Source organism: Afipia sp. GAS231, assembly GCF_900103365.1.
Taxonomy (GTDB): Bacteria; Pseudomonadota; Alphaproteobacteria; order Rhizobiales; family Xanthobacteraceae; genus Bradyrhizobium.
Genome location: NZ_LT629703.1, coordinates 5,950,308 through 5,967,375, shown reverse-complemented (window position 1 = coordinate 5,967,375; position 17,068 = coordinate 5,950,308). Strand labels below are relative to the sequence as shown.

The 17,068-nt window shown below is 62.5% G+C and carries 15 protein-coding genes and 1 pseudogene; 8 read left to right on the top strand and 8 right to left on the bottom strand.

Annotated elements, in window-relative coordinates; all coding sequences use genetic code 11:
• Nucleotides 1-399: 399 nt before the first annotated feature.
• Nucleotides 400-1,362 (top strand): IS110 family transposase, encoded by a 963-nt coding sequence (locus BLS26_RS28275; protein WP_092509475.1) that lies wholly within the window; start codon nt 400-402, stop codon nt 1,360-1,362.
• 365 nt (nt 1,363-1,727) lie between these two features.
• Here BLS26_RS28275 and BLS26_RS28270 read toward each other — a convergent pair.
• From BLS26_RS28270 to BLS26_RS28250, 5 genes and pseudogenes are all read right to left on the bottom strand, one after another.
• Nucleotides 1,728-2,663 (bottom strand): annotated as a pseudogene (locus tag BLS26_RS28270) (sensor histidine kinase); the annotation flags it as partial.
• Between the two features lie 430 nt (nt 2,664-3,093).
• Nucleotides 3,094-3,786: a response regulator transcription factor gene (locus BLS26_RS28265; protein WP_092515801.1), complete on the bottom strand. Its 693-nt coding sequence runs from the start codon at nt 3,784-3,786 to the stop codon at nt 3,094-3,096.
• A gap of 217 nt (nt 3,787-4,003) precedes the next feature.
• Entirely contained in the window at nt 4,004-4,471 is a 468-nt protein-coding gene (locus BLS26_RS28260; protein ID WP_197681285.1) for a hypothetical protein, read from the bottom strand.
• Nucleotides 4,472-4,863: 392 nt separating this feature from the next.
• On the bottom strand, nt 4,864-6,240 hold the full coding sequence (locus BLS26_RS28255) for a hypothetical protein (protein ID WP_092515800.1): 1,377 nt from the start codon (nt 6,238-6,240) through the stop codon (nt 4,864-4,866).
• A 164-nt stretch (nt 6,241-6,404) separates the two neighbouring features.
• Nucleotides 6,405-6,647 carry a hypothetical protein gene (locus BLS26_RS28250; RefSeq protein ID WP_092515799.1) on the bottom strand — a complete coding sequence of 81 codons (243 nt, stop codon included), beginning with the start codon at nt 6,645-6,647 and terminating at the stop codon, nt 6,405-6,407.
• On the opposite strand from BLS26_RS28250, the gene BLS26_RS36025 reads away from it, so the two are divergent.
• Entirely contained in the window at nt 6,646-6,990 is a 345-nt protein-coding gene (locus BLS26_RS36025; protein WP_157676608.1) for a hypothetical protein, read from the top strand. The two genes, BLS26_RS28250 and BLS26_RS36025, sit on opposite strands and share 2 nt — an antisense overlap.
• Before the next feature lie 31 nt (nt 6,991-7,021).
• On the opposite strand, the gene BLS26_RS28245 is transcribed toward BLS26_RS36025, so the two are convergent.
• Nucleotides 7,022-7,450: a hypothetical protein gene (locus BLS26_RS28245; RefSeq protein WP_092515798.1), complete on the bottom strand. Its 429-nt coding sequence runs from the start codon at nt 7,448-7,450 to the stop codon at nt 7,022-7,024.
• A gap of 484 nt (nt 7,451-7,934) precedes the next feature.
• Nucleotides 7,935-9,218, bottom strand: a complete 1,284-nt coding sequence (locus tag BLS26_RS28240; RefSeq protein ID WP_092515797.1) for an allantoate amidohydrolase — start codon at nt 9,216-9,218, stop codon at nt 7,935-7,937.
• A gap of 441 nt (nt 9,219-9,659) precedes the next feature.
• Between BLS26_RS28240 and BLS26_RS28235 the strand changes: the two genes are divergently transcribed.
• The 6 genes from BLS26_RS28235 to BLS26_RS28210 are packed head-to-tail and all read left to right on the top strand — an operon-like array spanning nt 9,660 to nt 15,544.
• Nucleotides 9,660-10,772, top strand: coding sequence for a BMP family ABC transporter substrate-binding protein (locus BLS26_RS28235; protein WP_092515796.1), 1,113 nt, complete (start codon nt 9,660-9,662; stop codon nt 10,770-10,772).
• Nucleotides 10,769-11,890 (top strand): ABC transporter permease, encoded by a 1,122-nt coding sequence (locus tag BLS26_RS28230; RefSeq protein ID WP_092515795.1) that lies wholly within the window; start codon nt 10,769-10,771, stop codon nt 11,888-11,890. The genes BLS26_RS28235 and BLS26_RS28230 overlap by 4 nt, the downstream gene beginning before the upstream one ends.
• A 1-nt stretch (nt 11,891) precedes the next feature.
• The gene (locus BLS26_RS28225; RefSeq protein WP_092515794.1) at nt 11,892-12,818 is read left to right on the top strand and encodes an ABC transporter permease; all 927 of its coding nucleotides are present in this window, start codon (nt 11,892-11,894) and stop codon (nt 12,816-12,818) included.
• A 13-nt stretch (nt 12,819-12,831) separates the two neighbouring features.
• A complete protein-coding gene (locus BLS26_RS28220) occupies nt 12,832-13,515 on the top strand; it encodes a cysteine hydrolase family protein (RefSeq protein ID WP_092515793.1) in 684 nt (227 codons plus the stop codon).
• Complete coding sequence (locus BLS26_RS28215; RefSeq protein WP_092515792.1) at nt 13,512-15,044, top strand: ABC transporter ATP-binding protein; 1,533 nt, start codon at nt 13,512-13,514, stop codon at nt 15,042-15,044. The genes BLS26_RS28220 and BLS26_RS28215 overlap by 4 nt, the downstream gene beginning before the upstream one ends.
• Nucleotides 15,044-15,544 carry a nucleoside deaminase gene (locus BLS26_RS28210; protein ID WP_092515791.1) on the top strand — a complete coding sequence of 167 codons (501 nt, stop codon included), beginning with the start codon at nt 15,044-15,046 and terminating at the stop codon, nt 15,542-15,544. Before BLS26_RS28215 ends, BLS26_RS28210 begins: the two co-directional genes overlap by 1 nt.
• Nucleotides 15,545-15,897: 353 nt before the next feature.
• Here BLS26_RS28210 and BLS26_RS28205 read toward each other — a convergent pair whose 3' ends face one another.
• Nucleotides 15,898-17,031, bottom strand: coding sequence for a hypothetical protein (locus tag BLS26_RS28205; protein WP_092515790.1), 1,134 nt, complete (start codon nt 17,029-17,031; stop codon nt 15,898-15,900).
• Between the last annotated feature and the right edge of the window lie 37 nt (nt 17,032-17,068).

Below are 17,068 nucleotides of genomic sequence, written 5' to 3'. Positions count from 1 at the left end.
GCAATGGCTTTACGGCTTATACGAGATCGTCCTGGTGACCCTGCTTTTTGTGACACCATCGCTCTCGGGCAGCGTTGGCCGCCTTCGAACTTGACGCCTGCATCGGGGCGTCGGACCCAAACGATTTCACCGTACGTAAAGACCACGCTCGTCAGTCGCGATCCCACGTCCACCGCTCCCTGCCCCTCGTTTGCGACGATGGCCTACGCCCCTTGTGTCCAAAAAATTTGGCAGAATGAGCGAACGGGCGGTTGCGGACCAACCGCCCGTTGCTGGAACTGAGCCCGTACGCCCCAAAGGCGACAGAGCCTGTACCAGAGCGAGGGACAGCTCCGGCGTCTTCCTCAACCCGAACAGTTGCAAGGGCTTCGAGCCCGTACCGAGCAAGGAAGGGAGTGGATGATGGCACAAGATGATCGCATTGTCGTGGGCATCGATGTGGCAAAGGACAAGGTCGATGCGTGCATTCGCTCGCTGTCATTGCGTCAGGTCTGTCCGAACACGGGACAAGGCCACCGCAAGCTGGTGGCCTGGCTTCGCAAGTACAAGGCAACCAGGGCTGTGATGGAGGCGAGCGGCGGTTACGAGCGTGACTGGGCCAAGCTACTGCGCCAGGCCGGTGTCGAGGTGCGGATCGTCGACCCCAAACGCGTCCGCAGCTTCGCGCTATCGGCCGGCCGGCTGGCAAAGAACGATGTGATCGACGCGGAGATGATCGCCTGGTTCGCCGAGATATTTACCGAGGCGCCGAGCCAGACCCACGATGCCGCACGCGAGGAGTTGCTGGCGCTGGTGAAAGCGCGCATCGGTCTGGGTGATCTCAAGACGCGCTTGCAAAGCCAAAACGAGCATGCTGCACCAGGACTGGTTCAGAAAACGCATGCCCGCGTCTTGAAGAATCTGGTCAGTGAAATTGCCAAGCTCGAGGCGGCAATTGCGGCCAAGATCAAGGCCTCGCCACACCTTGCCGAGCGTGCCGAGATCATCGAGAGCGTGCCGGGCCTCGCCGAAACGACCTCCGCCAACCTCATTGCGGGGATGCCGGAGCTTGGGCAGGTGAGCAACAAGATCGCCGGTGCGTTATTAGGCGCCGCCCCGTACGACGACGATAGCGGCCATCGGCGCGGTGAGCGTCATATCAAGGGTGGCCGCCGCTGGGTCCGCAACGCCATCTACATGCCCTGCCTCGGCGCAGCCACGCAGAACAACCCGGTGCTCAAGGCCTTCTACGACCGCCTGATTGCCAAGGGAAAGAAGCCGAAAGTGGTGCTTGTCGCCTGCATGCGCAAGCTCATCGTCATCCTCAACATCATGATCGCACGACGGCAGAAATGGGATCCCAGCCGTTACGCACTGAACTGAGCGAGCGCACCTCACCGCGCTCGGTCATCGACCGAGCGCATGCCAAGCCAACAGACCGGAGAGCGGACGGGGTCAAGGCCGTAAGCCGCCGAAGGCGGGGCGCGCCCCGCGCCAGCCTTGAGGCCCGGCCGATCGCCGGTTTACTTCAGCACAGTTGCTCTGGTGGGACAGGATGGCGGGAGTCCTAGATCTGATTTGCCCGACGGAGCCAGCGGAATATTTTTATCCGAAGGGCTGGACAGACTTTTGCTGATTTGCCCGTCGGGTTACTTTGTCGCAGGGCGACAAGTAAATTCGCCCTTGCGTGCGCAAGCGAAGCACTCCATGGCGTCCCGTCGGTTGCCCCCGACCGGGCGCGCAACCGGTCAACTCGTGGGTGCGAGGAAGTACAATCGGAGTTTGAGACCGGGCGAGTTATCAAGCATTTCTATCCGCACGCCGTGAAGGCGGGCGACGGCCGCGACCAAGCTGAGGCCGAGACCGTTCCCCGGGGTGTAACGGTTCTGTTCGAGCCGGTAAAAGCGCTTGAAGACATGCTCGTATTCGTCGGCTGGAATTCCCGGCCCGTCATCGGAAATCGAGATCACCGGTTGACCGTCGATGTTTTCGTTGGCGACGACGACCTGCCCTCCTGGACGGCCATGCTTGATCGCATTGTCCACGACGTTGGCAATGGCATCAAAGATCAGATCACGATCGCCGGTCACCAGTACCTCAGGGTCGCCGATCACCATGAGACGGGTTCCGTCCTGTTCGGCTGCGGCATCGTACAGTTCAACGACTTCACCGGCGACTTCGGCGAGGTTCACGGTGCGGAACGCTCCCTTGCGCGCCTCGGTCTCGATCTGTGCTATTCGCGTCAGTGACGAGAATATCCGCAACACGGCATCGAGGTCGGCGATCGTATCGCCGATCAGCGCCTGGTCGTCCTCGCCGACGCGCCGACTGTGAAAGGCCTTCTCCAGCCGCCCGCGCATTCGCGTCAATGGCGTCCGCAGGTCGTGCGCGACGTTGTCGCTCACCTGCTTGACTTCCCCCATCAAGGTTTCGATGCGTTCCAGCATCAGATTGAGGTTTTCCGCCACGCGGTCCCATTCGTCATGGGTACCGCGCAACGGGATACGCTTGTCGAGACCGCTGAGCATGATGGCCTGGCTGGTCGCGTTGATCGATTCAATCCGCCCCACGGTCCGCCGCGTGACCAGGATGCTCGCGACCGCCGCTATCAGGAACATCAATGCAACGCTCAGGATCACGGCTGTCTCAATCCGGTCGGTGAAGCTGTCGAGGTCGCTGATATCCTTTCCCACCAGCAGGCGATCGCCGCTTGCGAATGTTTCGAGCATTGCCCGCACGAGCGGAGGGTTGCTCGCGCCGGGCAACGGCTCCGATCCGCGAAACTCGATCCATCCGCTGGCGGCCGCGACCGTCGCTGGCCATGCCTTGAGGTTGCCGCTCACCGGGGTCAACGAACGATCGACCAGCAGATAGGCATTGTCCGCAAAGCTCGTGTCGGCGATGTGTTGCTCGATCAGGGCGATCAGCCCGCCGCGGCCCGATCGCAGATAAGCGCCCTGCAAGGTCGAATACTCGGCCAGGATCGCGCGATCCGATCGGCTGCGCACATAGGAGGAAGTCGACAAATAGACGAAGCCGAGTACGGCCATTGCGATCACACCGAAGGTCCCGATAGCGATCAGCGCCAGCTTGAACGTCGATGACGTCAGGGTCTTAGCCAGGAGCACGGAGACAATACCCGATGCCGCGAACCGTATGAATCAGCGGATAGGCCTGCTGGCCATCGACCTTACGGCGCACACGCCCGACATAGACGTCGATGATGTTCGTCGAAGGATCGAAATGAAGATCCCAGACGTGTTGCAGCAGCATTGTCCGGGATACGGCGCGGCCTTCGTTGCGCACCAGGTACTCAAGAAGCTGGAATTCCCGGTGCAGCAGGACAATTTCTTTGCCGCGGCGGCTCACGGTCCGCGATACCAAATCGATCGCGAGGTCGCCGACACGCAGCATCGTCTCCTTGGCAAGGGTGTCGCTGCGTCGTCCCAGCGCCTCGACACGTGCCAGCAATTCGACAAAGGAAAACGGTTTAACCAGATAATCGTCGCCGCCAGCGCGTAGGCCGCGTACGCGATCGTCGACCTCCCCCAGTGCACTGATGATCAGGACGGGAGCGCCGATGCCGTCGTCGCGCAATTGACGCATGACCGCGATGCCGTCGATGTCCGGAAGCATGCGGTCGATCGTAATGATTGCATAGTCGCCGGTGGCGCCGCGGTTCAACGCCTCCTTGCCGTTGGTCGCCAGGTCCACCTGGTAACCATTCGTCGTGAACGAATCCACGAGCTGGCCGGCAGTTTCCGGGTCGTCCTCGACGACCAGAATGCGGCGATGGCCTCCCGTCATGGCCTCTAGTCTCCGAACGGCTGGTCAGCAGTCTAACTGGCTTCTGCCCATGCGCGCGAAATCAACGCAATTGTGATCAAAAAAGCTTGCATATGGGTCGTTTTCCCGCGAGCCGCGCCGACGCGTCGGGGCCCACCACCGACGCGCCGGGTAACGCTTCAGCGCCCGGCCAGATCGGCCGGAACATGCCGCATCGATCGCATATGTATCTGCAGCCTCAGTAATAGCCGTAGTCGCCGCAGACATTGATCCATCGCACGCCATATGGCGTCCAAACCCTGCGCAAGCAGCTGTCATAGGCGGCATAGGCAAAGGGCCCACCGACGAACGCAAAGCGATTGAACCGGTGATGGCGGAAGAAGCGATGGTCCCGGAACGCGAACCGCGGCGTGAAGGCCGCGTGCGCAAAGCGCGCCGAGGCGAAACGGGGTCCGCTGAATCGCATACCGCCGGACATGGCTCCGAAGTGCGGACCTCCGCCCCAGCCGCCGCCATGCATTCCGCCTCCCCAGCCGCCGCCGTGCATTCCGCCTCCCATACCGCCGCCATGCATTCCGCCACCGCCGCCGCCGCCATGCATTCCGCCGCCGCCGCCGCCGCCGCCGCGCGCGAATGCCGGCGGTGCGAGAGCAAGTGTCGCACTCAATGCGCCTGCGATGAGGCAACTAAGGACTTTGTTGGTCATCCCGATTTCCTCCTCCGTGGTTGAATTGCAGCGACGAATAAAGTCGCAAGAACAAGACGACCAAGAGAGGCAAATGATCCAATGATTTCAACTGAATAATGTGACAGATTCTGACACGGAAGTTAGTTTCGCAAGCTGCGGCAAGCAATGCCGAGCTGGAATGACGGCGTGAAGACCCTCACTTCCGCTTGTCGCGTGAAGCGATCCGGGAACGGCTTCAACGGGCTGCTAGCTCCCATTCAATAGCGACGTTCCGAATGCCCGCTTCCGCACCAACAGTCCGTAGGGTGGGCAAAGCGTAAGCGTGCCCACCATTCGAGATTACAAAGCGCGGATAGATGGTGGGCACGGCGCAAGTGCGCCTTTGCCCACCCTACGGATCTCAAGCCATCCTACGCATTCAACAGCGACGTTCCGAACGCGCGCTTCCACACCGACAGGAAGCGCGGAAACCATGAATGCGCGACCGCGCTTTGATAGGCCCAGGTCTGATACTTCTGGCCCCGTTCCGACAGCAGTTCCTGATAGCCGCCGTGGGTTTCGGTCGCGGTGCGGATGTCGCGCAAGATGTCGCGCGCGTGAGCACGATAGGTATCGGTGCCGGAACACTCGTCGTAGTCCAGCATGCGGTCGGCGAATTCGACGTTGAAGGTCGGCCAGGACGAACGGCCCTGATAGGCCGGCGCCGCGATCTTGTGAATGAGCTTGTTCAGCGGATTATCCACCGACACCAGGAAGTGAGACGTATCCGGGATTCGAAACCGCGGCTCGGCGAGAACCATATCTGTCGTGGTCGCGAACAGCGCGCGCTCGCCGGCGTCGTTCAGATCCCAAAATCCCCGATGCACATTGACGAAATCGAGCGCGATGGAAAACACCGGCGGCTGCTGACGGGAATCCAGGGAATGGCTGATATAGCCATGCTTGCCGAACAACTGCAGCAACTCGCTCTTGTAACGCTGGAGCTCGCGGCCGAGCCGCCGCTCCAGTTCGCTCCGCTCGATCACGCCGAGCTTGATGCCGCGCAAAAATGTCGCGTAGACGCTGGCATTGGTGACGAAGCGCCGACGTTCGGCGCGGGTATCGGTGGCGGCAGATCGCGGCGCTGTCGCGTCGCACAGCAGGGCCGTGAGACCGTTGTCATCGAACGGCTGCAGCGATCCGGCGAGCTCGAGCAGCGCCCGCTTCAGGTCGTTGCGATACTCCGCCAGCAACAAGCGGCCGGCATGCGCACCTTGTGACATCGCTACATAGGAAGACGATCTTTGCTCGGCAGTCAGCAATTGCTCGAGGCCCGCAAGGATGCCGAGCAGCGTATCCGAGGGCAACGAGAAATAATTGATGCCGATGTAGCGGTTGCGTCCGGCGGGAACGATCGTGGTGGTGACGACGCCGGCGCGAACCGCCTCCAGCATCAGCCGCACACTTTTTTCCAAGAGACGAACCCGGCGAACCGCGTCCGCGGAATCCATCACGGTCTCCGGATCGAGCACGTCGGGATAGAACCAGGCAAAGTCGCGCGGATAGTAGGCGGAAGCGTGCGGCGCGCCGGTGACCAGAAACGCTTCGGTCTCGGAAAACGCCGCGTTCATCGAGTGCCGGTACAGCTCGTCGATCGCGGCTGCGAGGTGATATTTTCGCAGGAACCGGTCGCCGAGAAAATTGACCGCCTGAATACCGTTGGCGACAACGGATGCGAGCAGGCCCTGGTAAAATCTGGCTTCGCGATGCGAGCGAAATGTAATCTGACTATGAGTCTGGCTATTCATGGGCCTGAATGAACGCTTGTCCGGTGCGTCGGGTGTTACCCCGTTCGTACTGCAAACGCCATTGATTCGTCTCTGCGCCCGAGCGCGACGAATGTCACCGAACTGTCATATTGCCCGAAGCGGACCACGCTGGGACGATCGTGTCAGCTTCGATTGATCGACGATCACGAAGAGCCGCGCGACGACTCCGTCTCGCCCGCGGCTCTCTCGGGAAGGTCTCCGAGCAGGTTCGATAGCTTGACGGCGAGCTTTCGAAGCCGGGCATTCTCCTCAAGCAGCTGCAGCAAATCATTGGCTTCAGCCTGCTGCGATTCAAATGTCCCGGCCTCTTCGAGCAGAGGCGACAGGGCTGCGAGAAATTTGTCGCGTTGATCCTGCCGGTTGTGCGGCGGATGTCCGATACTCATGGCCAATCCCCGATCTGGACGCGCGTCGGCGACCCGTTCAGCGGATAAGGTCGATCGAGTCGGCGGCAAATTTACGTCGGGAAAAGGGACACGCGACGGCGCGTTGGTGATCTGTCTGCGCTACTATCGCGCAGACAGACTGGCATTCGGTGCGCACATGGATCGATCAACCAAGGCAACACTGTGGATCGCGTTCGCTGTCCTGTTGTCGTATTTCGTCTGGTTCTTCGCCGACTGCGCGATGGATGACGCCTGCCGCATCGTCTGCGTGAAGACTGGTCGCAGCGGCTGCCATACGGAACGAACGCCTGGTCCAGACCAGTCCCGGCGATCCGCGGGGTGAAGCGCGAGGGAACACCCTCCTCATTGACCAGCTATTCCGCACTTCGGGCGAATGCGTTTCCAGTGCAGACTGCGCCCTGCGCGTTCGGCTCAATATTGACCGAATATTGGGAACCGTCCCGACAGCCGATGCTCCAGTTATCGACCCCGGATTCAGCGCCGCCATGATACGTGGTCCGAACAACAGCATCACAAGCCAGCTTTTTAGCTTTCAGAACCAGGGTCCAGAAAGCGAGATGCTTCGCCCGATCCATCGCAAGTATCCTGGTCGTCCTTTGATTGGGGGCGTGGACCGTCTTGAAACTCTCGGAACCTGCGGCCGTGGATGGCGCGGCGGTTGACGGCGCCGTGGCATACGCATTGTTCAAATGCAGATCCGCATTCAAAACAGACCAGACAGCCGATGCGACGACGAAGCTCGCGGCAGCCGCCAAAAAGACAATAAGTGATCGCTTCAGCATGTTTCCCCCTCCCGAAACTCGAGAGACAGGCCGACATTGCGGCGTCGCGAGGCGGCAAAGACCTGAGAGCCGCAAGACCCGGGAAATGAATGTACTTCGCAAACAACACCGACAGCTGCAATCGCTGCGGCTGGGCTGGAATTTCGATCGGTAGCCGATCGAGGTTGTCCGCACCGGCGGCAAGCGGATTCGAGCAGCGGCGCTGACGTGTCGCGGAAAAATATCAAGGTCGGGCTGACGATACCTTTAGAACCGTGTCAGCTGGGCTCGAACCGTTGTGTGCCGTCGCCGCGAGCAACGTAGCACGGAGTTGCTAAACCTGATCCGCCAGCAGGCCTTACGTTCGGTCAACCTGATCTGGAGCGGGGCACGATGATCCGACCAGCGGCAATTACAAGTCACGAATTATAAACGCGTGGAAGTTTTAGAATCCCCCCGCGCCTCAACTAATCCGGATTGCAGGCTTCGTTATTGGCGCCACTGACTACCCTCCTGCGTCCACTTCCCTCGGCCTGAAGTTCTCGATCAACCGCAGCAACACCCGCGCGCCGGCATCGGCGTCGGCGAGTTCGACATGCTCGTCGGGATGGTGGCTGATGCCGCCGCGGCAGCGGACGAACAGCATCGCGACATCGGATATGTCGATCATCGCCATGCCGTCATGCCCTGCCCCGCTCGGCAGTTCGAACACGGAAAAACCCTCAGCGGCGACGGCTTCGGCGACCTGCGCCTTCAGCCACGGCGCGCAGGGCACGGTGCGGTTTTCATGGGTGACATCGACCTGCAGCGCAAGTCCGCGGGTTTTGGCGATGCTCTCGATGCGGCGAACGATATCGGCAACCGCCTCGCGGCGATGCGTATCGGTCGGCGCACGGATGTCCATCGTGAACGACACTTTGCCGGGAATGACATTGGTCGCGCCCGGCATCGCATTGATGTAGCCGACGGTGCCGACCAGGCCGTCCGGATCGGTGCGGCACAGCTCCTCGATCGCGACGATGCATTCGGCGGCGCCCGTCAGCGCGTCACGGCGCAGCGCCATCGGCACGGTGCCGGCATGGCCGGCCATGCCGGTGAGACTGGCGGCCAGCCGCGTCGCACCCGCGATCGCGGTGACGACGCCGACCGGCAGATTCTTCGCTTCCAGCACCGGCCCCTGCTCGATGTGCAATTCGACGTAGGCCAGCAACTCGCCCCGCGCGCGCGCGGCCGCACCGATGTGATCGGGGTCCAACCCGAACGCGATCATCGCCTCGCGCATGGTGATGCCGGCGCGGTCCTTGGCCCCGAGCACGCTCTCCACGAACGTTCCCGCCACGGCGCGGCTGCCGAGCAAGGTCGAGGCAAAGCGCACGCCTTCCTCGTCGGCGAAACCTGCGATCTCGATCGCGAACGGCAACCGCTTGCCGCGCCTGTTGAGGTCGGCGACACAGGAGATCGCGGTGATGACGCCGAGCGGCCCGTCCCATTTGCCGGCGTCGCGCACCGTATCATAGTGCGAGCCCAGCATCAGGCACGGCAGGCCGGGACGCTCACCCTCGTAGCGGCCGCAGACATTGCCGATGGCATCGAGCCGCGCGGTCATGCCGGCCTCAACCATCCAGGACAGGATCAGGTCGGCGGCGACGCGGTGTTCGGGCGAAAGGAACACCCGCGCCAGGTGCTCCGGCGTTTCCGAGATCATCCCGAGCTGGTTGATCCGGCCGACGATTTCATCGCCGAGCAGGAATTGCCTCGCGCCGCCGCTCGCCACTTTTGTATTGCTCATGTTGTCCCAGTGTCGCGGCGCTTTCCGCACCTATTCGCTCGAAAACGCTATGTTCGATACAAGTTCAATGCCAGTAGATGAAACGCAAACCGCTGGTACCGCCGACCTTTTTACAGGTAGCAGCCCCGACCGGCGTGACCAGCCGCTATCAGGCGGAATCCGTGCACAAGCCGGCCCCCGGAAGGCGCCCTGCGGGTTAAGAACTGCTTAACGGCCTTGCATACAATCAATAAATGGCGCCCAAAAAATACTCATATCGGCTCCTGCTCAAAGTTTGAACGAGCGACAGACCTCAGATTTAATCCAGTAATTTTAATAGCTTACAGAAATATGCTCACCAGACGTGCTCTGGCACGAAGATTGCGACATGCGCTCCAAGCTCCGCCGTTCGGCGCGGCTGCGAAATATGGGGGCGGCTCGTCCGCCAGAGGGAGCAGGCATATGGATTTCAGCAGGATTTCTCGACGGCATCTGTTGCAGGGCGGCGCAGCGTTAGCGCTCGGCGGCACCCTTGGTGCCGGCCGGGCTTTTGCCGCCGATACCACCATCGGCTTCATCTATGTCGGGTCGCGCGACGACTACGGCTACAACCAGGCCCATGCCGCGGGGGCTGCGGCGCTGAAGAAGATGCCCGGCCTGAAAGTGGTCGAGGAAGAAAAGGTCCCCGAGACCGACGCAGTCGAGAAGACCATCGAGTCCATGATCAATCTCGACGGCGCCTCGCTGCTGTTCCCGACCTCGTTCGGTTACTACAACCCGCACATGATCAAGATGGCGAACAAGTTTCCAAAACTTCGCTTCGAGCATTGCGGCGGCCTCTGGGCCGACAAGGATCCCAAGAATGCCGGCAGCTATTTCGGTTATATCGACGAGGCCCAGTATATTTCCGGGATCGTTGCCGGCTACTCCTCCAAGACCGGCAAGCTCGGTTTCGTCGCGGCGAAACCGATCCCGCAGGTGCTGCGCAACATCAATGCGTTCACGCTCGGCGCCAAACTCGCCAACCCGAAGGCGACCTGCCAGGTGATCTTCACCGGCGACTGGTCGATGCCGGTCAAGGAAGCCGAAGCCACCAACAGCCTGATCGATCAGGGCGTCGACGTCCTGACCTGTCACGTCGACGGTCCCAAGACCATGGTCGAGAACGCGGCGCGCCGCGGCGCCATGGTCTGCGGCTATCACGTCAACCAGTCGCCGCTGGCGCCGAAGGCCTACCTCACCGGCGCCGAATGGAACTGGGAAGCGCTGTACCCGAAATTCGTCAAGATGATCGCGGCCGGCGAGACCATCCCGAACTTCTATCGCGGCGGCCTCAAGGAAGAGATCGTCAAGTGTTCGCCCTACGGCGAAGCAGTCTCGGCCGAAGCGCGCAAGCACGCCGACGACATCAAGGCCAAGTTCCTGTCCGCCGACGGTTACACCATCTTCAAGGGTCCGATCATGGACAACAAGGGCAAGACCGTGATCGCGGCCGGCACCGATCGCGGCCAAAAGGATCCTGAACTCGAGAAGATGGATTATCTGGTCGAGGGAGTGATCGGAGCCACTTCGTGACATCTGATGCGGCGGATCCGGTGGAGGCGGTCGGCATTGCGCCGGCCGGGCCCACCGGATTCTTGCCCGGATTCCTGCAACGCTACGGCGCCAGCATCGAATATGTCCTGATCCCGGGCGCGGCGCTGGTCGGCGCGCTCGCGGTGTTCGGGGTGTTTGTGGCGCTGTTCGGCAAGAGCCCGCTGGATCTGTATTTCTACATGTACCAGGGCGCGTTCGGCACCTGGTTCTCCTGGCAGAACACGCTGACGCGCGCGGCACCGTTGATCCTGACCGCGCTGTGCACGGCGCTGCCGGCGCAGCTCGGCATGGTCATCATCGGCGGCGAAGGCGCGCTCTTGATCGGTGCATTGTCCGCCACCTCGATCGCGCTGGCGATGCCGTGGGCGCCGCCCTTTGTCGTGCAATTCGCGATGATCTGCGCCGGCGTTGCCGGCGGCGGGCTCTGGATCATGCTGGCGGGCGCGATGCGGCAATATCGCGGCGTCAACGAAACCATTTCAAGTTTGCTCTTGGTCTATATCGGGCTTGCGATCCTCAACCATCTGGTCGAGGGCGCAATGCGCGATCCGGCCAGCCTCAACAAGCCGTCGACTCGCGAAATCGGCGCTGCCAACATGATCGGCAGCATTCCCGGCACCGATATCCATTGGGGACTGGTGTTCGGCGTGATTGCGGCGATCGCGTCCTATATCCTGATCTACCACACGGTATTCGGCTTCGCCGCGCGCGTCGCCGGCGGCAACATCCGCGCGGCCAAAATCGTCGGCCTCGGCGTCAGCAAGCTGATTCTCACGATCTGCTTTCTCGCCGGCGGCGCCGCAGGACTCGCCGGCATGATCGAGGTCGCCGCCGTGCAGGGCCGCACCAACGCCAATCTCGCGGCGGGTTATGGTTTCACCGGCATCCTCGTCGCCTTCCTGGCACGGCAAAACCCGCTCGCCATCATTCCGGTCGCGATCCTGCTCGGCGGCATCAGCGCCAGCGGCGGCCTGCTGCAGCGCCGGCTCGGCCTGCCCGACGCCTCGGTGCAGGTGCTGCAGGGGATCATCTTCGTATTCGTGCTGGCGAGCGACGCGCTGTACGGACGCATCGGCTTCCTGAAAGGAAAATCCTGACATGGCGGATGGAACGATTGGCCTCTGGACCGTCCCGCTCGCGGTGTTCGGCGGCGCCATCCGCGTCTCGACGCCGTTCCTGTTCGTCAGCCTCGGCGAATGCATTACCGAGAGAAGCGGCCGCATCAATCTCGGCCTTGAGGGCACGCTGGTGATGGGCGCGATGAGCGCCTACGGCATCTCCTATCTCACCGGTTCACCCTGGCTCGGCGTGCTTGCTGCCGGGATCACCGGCGCGATGCTCGGCGCGCTGCATGCCGGTATCTGCTCGCTCCCAAGAGTCAACGACGTCGCGGTCGGCATTGCGCTGATGCTGTTCGGCACCGGGCTCGCGTTCTATCTCGGCAAGCCGCTGATCGAGCCGACTGCTGCCAGATTGCCGGCGATCGATTTCGGCTGGTGGAGCGACGTTTCGCAAGTCCGTGCCGCGCTGCGGATCAACGTGCTGTTTTTGATCGGCGTCGCCATCGCACCCATTTTGTACTGGGCATTCCGGACCACGCGCTGGGGCCTCCTGATCCGCACCGCCGGTGAAAGCTCGGATGCCGCGCGCGCGATGGGCTATTCGGTGCTTTGGATACGATTGCGCGCCACCATGGTCGGCGGTTTCCTTGCCGGGATCGGCGGCTCGTTCCTGTCGCTGTTCTATCCCGGAAGCTGGAACGAAGGCCTCTCCAGCGGCCAGGGCATCACCGCGGTGGCGTTGGTGATCTTCGCGCGCTGGGACCCGATGCTGTGCCTGTGGGCCTCGCTGGCCTTTGGCGGCGCCGCGGCGCTGGGACCTGCGCTGCAATCGGTCGGGGTCACCTCCGGCTACCACCTGTTCAACGCCGCGCCCTACATCCTGACGCTGGCGATCATGATCATCACCTGTTCGCCGAAGCGCACGCTGACCGGCGCGCCGGCGGAGTTGTCCATCACCCGATAGGCGAGAACGTGACATGCCCGAGCGCTACCTGAAATCCGAACCCTATGCGTGGCCCTATAACGGCGACCTTCGCCCGCAAAACACCGCGCTCATCATCATCGACATGCAGACCGATTTTTGCGGCGTCGGCGGCTATGTCGACAAGATGGGTTACGACCTGTCGCTGACCCGGGCGCCGATCGAACCGATCAAGAAGCTGCTGGCGACCATGCGCGCGCAGGGTTTTCATATCATCCACACCCGGGAGGGGCATCGCCCTGACCTCACCGATCTGCCCGCCAACAAGCAGTGGCGTTCGCGCCAGATCGGCGCCGGGATCGGCGACCCCGGCCCCTGCGGCCGGGTGCTGGTGCGCGGCGAGCCCGGCTGGGAGATCATTCCCGACTTGGCGCCATTGCCGGGCGAACCTGTTATCGACAAGCCCGGCAAAGGCTCGTTCTGCGCCACCGACCTCGAACTGATGCTGCGGCTGCGCGGCATCGAGAACATCGTGCTGACCGGCATCACCACCGACGTCTGCGTCCATACCACGATGCGCGAAGCCAACGACCGCGGCTTCGAATGCGTGCTGATCGAGGATTGCTGTGCCGCGACCGACAAGAGCAACCACGAGCACGCGCTGAAAATGATCAAGATGCAGGGCGGCGTGTTCGGCGCGGTCGCGACGTCAGCCGCAATGATCGGGGCGCTGTCATGATCATCGGCGAAACGCCGCTTCCATCCGGCGCGCTCGGCGTCGACACGGTCGCCATGACCATGCAGTTCGGCGACTTCAAGGCGCTGGACAATGTCGAGCTGAAGGTGCGCCCGGGCTCGTTCCACGCGCTGCTCGGCGAGAACGGCGCCGGAAAAAGCACGCTGGTCAAATGCATCATGGGCTATTACCGCGCGACGCAAGGCGACGTGCTGGTCGGCGGCCGCGAACAGGCGATTGCCAATCCGAAGGAAGCCCACGCGCTCGGGCTCGGCATGGTCTACCAGCACTTCACGCTGGTGCCGGCAATGACGGTCGCGGAAAACCTGGTGCTGGCGCGCGACGACGTGCCGGCCGTCGTCGACTGGGCCCAGGAAAAGAAAGAACTCGAGGCGTTCCTGGCGCGGATGCCGTTCAAGGTGCCGCTCAACGCAAAAGTCTCTGATATCTCCGCCGGCGAGCGGCAGAAATGCGAGATCCTCAAGCAGCTCTACCTGAAGCGGCGCTTTCTCATCCTCGACGAGCCGACCTCGGTGCTGACACCCGGCGAAGCCGACGAGGTGCTAGGCATGCTGCGCGCCATGGTGGTCGCCGGCGACCTCACCATCCTGATGATCACCCACAAGTTCCGCGAAGTGATGGCCTTTGCCGACGAGGTCACAATTCTCCGCCGCGGCAAGCTCGCCGGCGCCGGCAAGGTTTCCGAACTCACGCCCGACGACATGGCCCGCACCATGATCGGCGCCGAGCAGTTGACCGTGCAGCCGCCACGGGTCGGCGAGGTCGGTGAGACCAGGCTGGAGCTATCGAAGATTACCGCGCTCGACGATGCCGGCGCCGTGGCTGTCCATAATGTGTCGCTGTCGGTGCGCGGCGGCGAAATCGTCGGGATCGCCGGCGTCTCCGGCAACGGCCAGCGCCAACTGGTCGAGGTGCTGGCCGGTCAACGCGAGGCCGAGAGCGGCGAAGTTCGCGTCCGCGGCGATCTCTATGCGGCGAGCCGGGAGGAGATGCGCCGGCACAAGATGTCGCTATTGCCGGAGGAGCCGCTGAAGAACGCCTGCGTCGGCGGCATGAGCGTCGCCGACAACATTGCCTTCCGCGAATTCGACCGCGCGCCGTTTGCCAGCGGCGGCTGGTGGTTGAACAAGTCGGCATTCCGCAACAGCGCGATGCGCAAGATCGGACTTTACAAGATCAAGACCCGCACGCCGGACACGCCGATCTCGGCGCTGTCGGGCGGCAACGTGCAGCGCGCCGTGCTGGCACGCGAGCTCGGCGGCGAAGTCGAGGTCTTGATTGCCGCCAATCCCTGCTTCGGGCTGGACTTTGCTGCCGTAGCCCAAATCCACGCCGAAATCATGGCCGCCCGCAACCGCGGCGCAGCGGTGCTGCTGGTCAGCGAGGACCTTGACGAACTGCTGGAACTGTCCGACCGGCTGGTCGTGATGTTCCACGGTGAATTCGTCCACGAGGCCCGCGCCAGCGAGGCGGACCTGACGGAAATCGGACGGCACATGGCCGGGCATTGATGGTCGACATATCCACGCTGAGCCCGGCGGAGCGCGACGCGCACTTTCTACGCCGGGCGTTCGACATCGCCCGCCGAGCCATGACCCACGGCAACCATCCCTTCGGCGCGCTGCTGGTCGATGCCGATGGCAACGTGCTGATCGAGGCCGAGAACGGCTACATGCCCGCGCATGACGGCACCGCGCATGCCGAGCGCCTGCTGGCGACGCAGGCCTGCACCACGATCTCGGCCGACATCCTCCGTAACGCCACGCTGTACTCGTCCGCCGAGCCCTGCGCGATGTGCGCGGGCGCAATGTACTGGGCGGGGATCGGCCGGCTGGTCTACGGCCTGAGCGAACACCGGCTGCGCGATATCACCGGCAACCATCCGGAAAACCCGACGCTCGATCTGCCGTGCCGCGCGGTGTTCGGCAGCGGCCAGCGGGAGACCGAGGTAGTCGGGCCGCTGCTGGAAGACGAGGCTGCTGCGCTGCACGACGGGGTGTGGGGCAAGTAGGGCTTAGGGCTGTAGGATGGGTGGAGCGCAGCGATACCCATCGCCGCCACCACGGGTCGTCATTGATGGGTATCGCTTCGCTCCACCCATCCTACGATTCTTTCCGCGAACGCTGACTGCCCTACCTCTCCCGCTTGCGGGGGAGGTCGACGCGCTCGTCAGAGCGCGGCGGGTGGGGGAAATCTATCCACGAACTCTGGCCGCCGTTATGCGGCAACACCCCCACCCCAACCCTCCCCCGCAAGCGGGAGAGGGAGCGCGCACACTTCCGGTGAATCACCCAAACAGAAAAATGGCGCCGCGGGGAACATCGCGGCGCCATCGCTTTTTCACCTGTGGAGATGATCAGGTGGTTAGAACTTCACAGTGATGCCCGAGTAGAGCGAGGACTCGGTGCAGGCACCGCTCGGACGGTTGACGCCCGAAATGGTGGCGGAGCAGGCCACCGAGGGGGCGTTGTGGTCTTCGCCGAACTTGTTCTGCCAGTAGCGGTAGGCAACCCAGACGTCGACGAAGTGCGAGTACTTCGGACCCCAGAACGCCTTGGAAGCGTCGAAGGTCAGACGGATCGGCTCGGAGTTGAATTCGACCTTGGTCGGGTACACGTTGTTCGCGGGATTGTTCGGCAGCGGAGAAGTATCGGCTCCCTTCGGACCGTACCAGGCCGCACGACCGCTGATCGAGAAGAACTGGTAGGCCTCGGGCAGGAAGCCAAGATCCATGTAGTAGTTGGTTTCGACCGCCCAGGTCGGCCGGTAGCTCAAGTTGCCGTTGGCGTTACAGCCCACACCCTGAACGTTGTTGATGGTCCAGCCGGCACCGCACTGGCTGTAAGAGTCGTGGTTGTAGTACTCCCAATAGACCAACGGCGAAACGTTGAAGTAGCCCTTGTAAGGCAGGTTAAAGGCGAATTCCAAACCGGCGACGACGTCGCGCTTGGCCGCACCGAAGTAGCGGTTCTCGGTGTTGGCATCCATACCGACTTCGAACGATACGTTCTGCAGCGGTCCGACGGTAAAGGCCTTGGTGTTGAAGATCTCGTTGAAGCCGAATGCGGAGCGGAACAAACCGTAGATTTCGGTGGCGCCGGCGCAATTCGCGGGAGTGGTCAGGAAGCCTGCCGTGGGGGCTGTGATACCGCCCACCTGCGTACAGGGGTTCGCCACGTCGTTATGGTCCGACTTGTACATCGAGATGGTGAAGAAGTTGTGGCCGTACTGCCATATGTCGAAGTGGGTGAACGAGTAGACCTGCTTGGCGGTCTTGGCATTGACGGTGCCATCAGGCTTCTGCGACCACATGCCGGGCTGAGCCGCGGTGAAGATGTAGGAGAAGGTCACCCGGTCGTCGATGACAAGGAAAAACGGAAGCTCTGCCGCTTTCTTGACGGCCTTGACCGGCAAATCGGCCGCCGCGGCGTAGCCGGCCGGTACGAGTGTGGCGAGTGACAGCGCCGCTGCTGCCAATGTTCTGCGAAGACTAGACATCCCATTTACCCCCAAGTTGAACGACCGAATGATCGAG

Excerpts from the sequence above, each read along its gene's own strand:
- BLS26_RS28275 (WP_092509475.1), top strand. The coding sequence starts at position 400 with ATGATGGCACAAGATGATCGCATTGTCGTGGGCATCGATGTGGCAAAG.
- BLS26_RS28265 (WP_092515801.1), bottom strand. The coding sequence starts at position 3,786 with ATGACGGGAGGCCATCGCCGCATTCTGGTCGTCGAGGACGACCCGGAA.
- BLS26_RS28260 (WP_197681285.1), bottom strand. The coding sequence starts at position 4,471 with ATGACCAACAAAGTCCTTAGTTGCCTCATCGCAGGCGCATTGAGTGCG.
- BLS26_RS28255 (WP_092515800.1), bottom strand. The coding sequence starts at position 6,240 with ATGAATAGCCAGACTCATAGTCAGATTACATTTCGCTCGCATCGCGAA.
- BLS26_RS36025 (WP_157676608.1), top strand. The coding sequence starts at position 6,646 with ATGGCCAATCCCCGATCTGGACGCGCGTCGGCGACCCGTTCAGCGGAT.
- BLS26_RS28250 (WP_092515799.1), bottom strand. The coding sequence starts at position 6,647 with ATGAGTATCGGACATCCGCCGCACAACCGGCAGGATCAACGCGACAAA.
- BLS26_RS28245 (WP_092515798.1), bottom strand. The coding sequence starts at position 7,450 with ATGCTGAAGCGATCACTTATTGTCTTTTTGGCGGCTGCCGCGAGCTTC.
- BLS26_RS28240 (WP_092515797.1), bottom strand. The coding sequence starts at position 9,218 with ATGAGCAATACAAAAGTGGCGAGCGGCGGCGCGAGGCAATTCCTGCTC.
- BLS26_RS28235 (WP_092515796.1), top strand. The coding sequence starts at position 9,660 with ATGGATTTCAGCAGGATTTCTCGACGGCATCTGTTGCAGGGCGGCGCA.
- BLS26_RS28225 (WP_092515794.1), top strand. The coding sequence starts at position 11,892 with ATGGCGGATGGAACGATTGGCCTCTGGACCGTCCCGCTCGCGGTGTTC.
- BLS26_RS28220 (WP_092515793.1), top strand. The coding sequence starts at position 12,832 with ATGCCCGAGCGCTACCTGAAATCCGAACCCTATGCGTGGCCCTATAAC.
- BLS26_RS28215 (WP_092515792.1), top strand. The coding sequence starts at position 13,512 with ATGATCATCGGCGAAACGCCGCTTCCATCCGGCGCGCTCGGCGTCGAC.
- BLS26_RS28210 (WP_092515791.1), top strand. The coding sequence starts at position 15,044 with ATGGTCGACATATCCACGCTGAGCCCGGCGGAGCGCGACGCGCACTTT.
- BLS26_RS28205 (WP_092515790.1), bottom strand. The coding sequence starts at position 17,031 with ATGTCTAGTCTTCGCAGAACATTGGCAGCAGCGGCGCTGTCACTCGCC.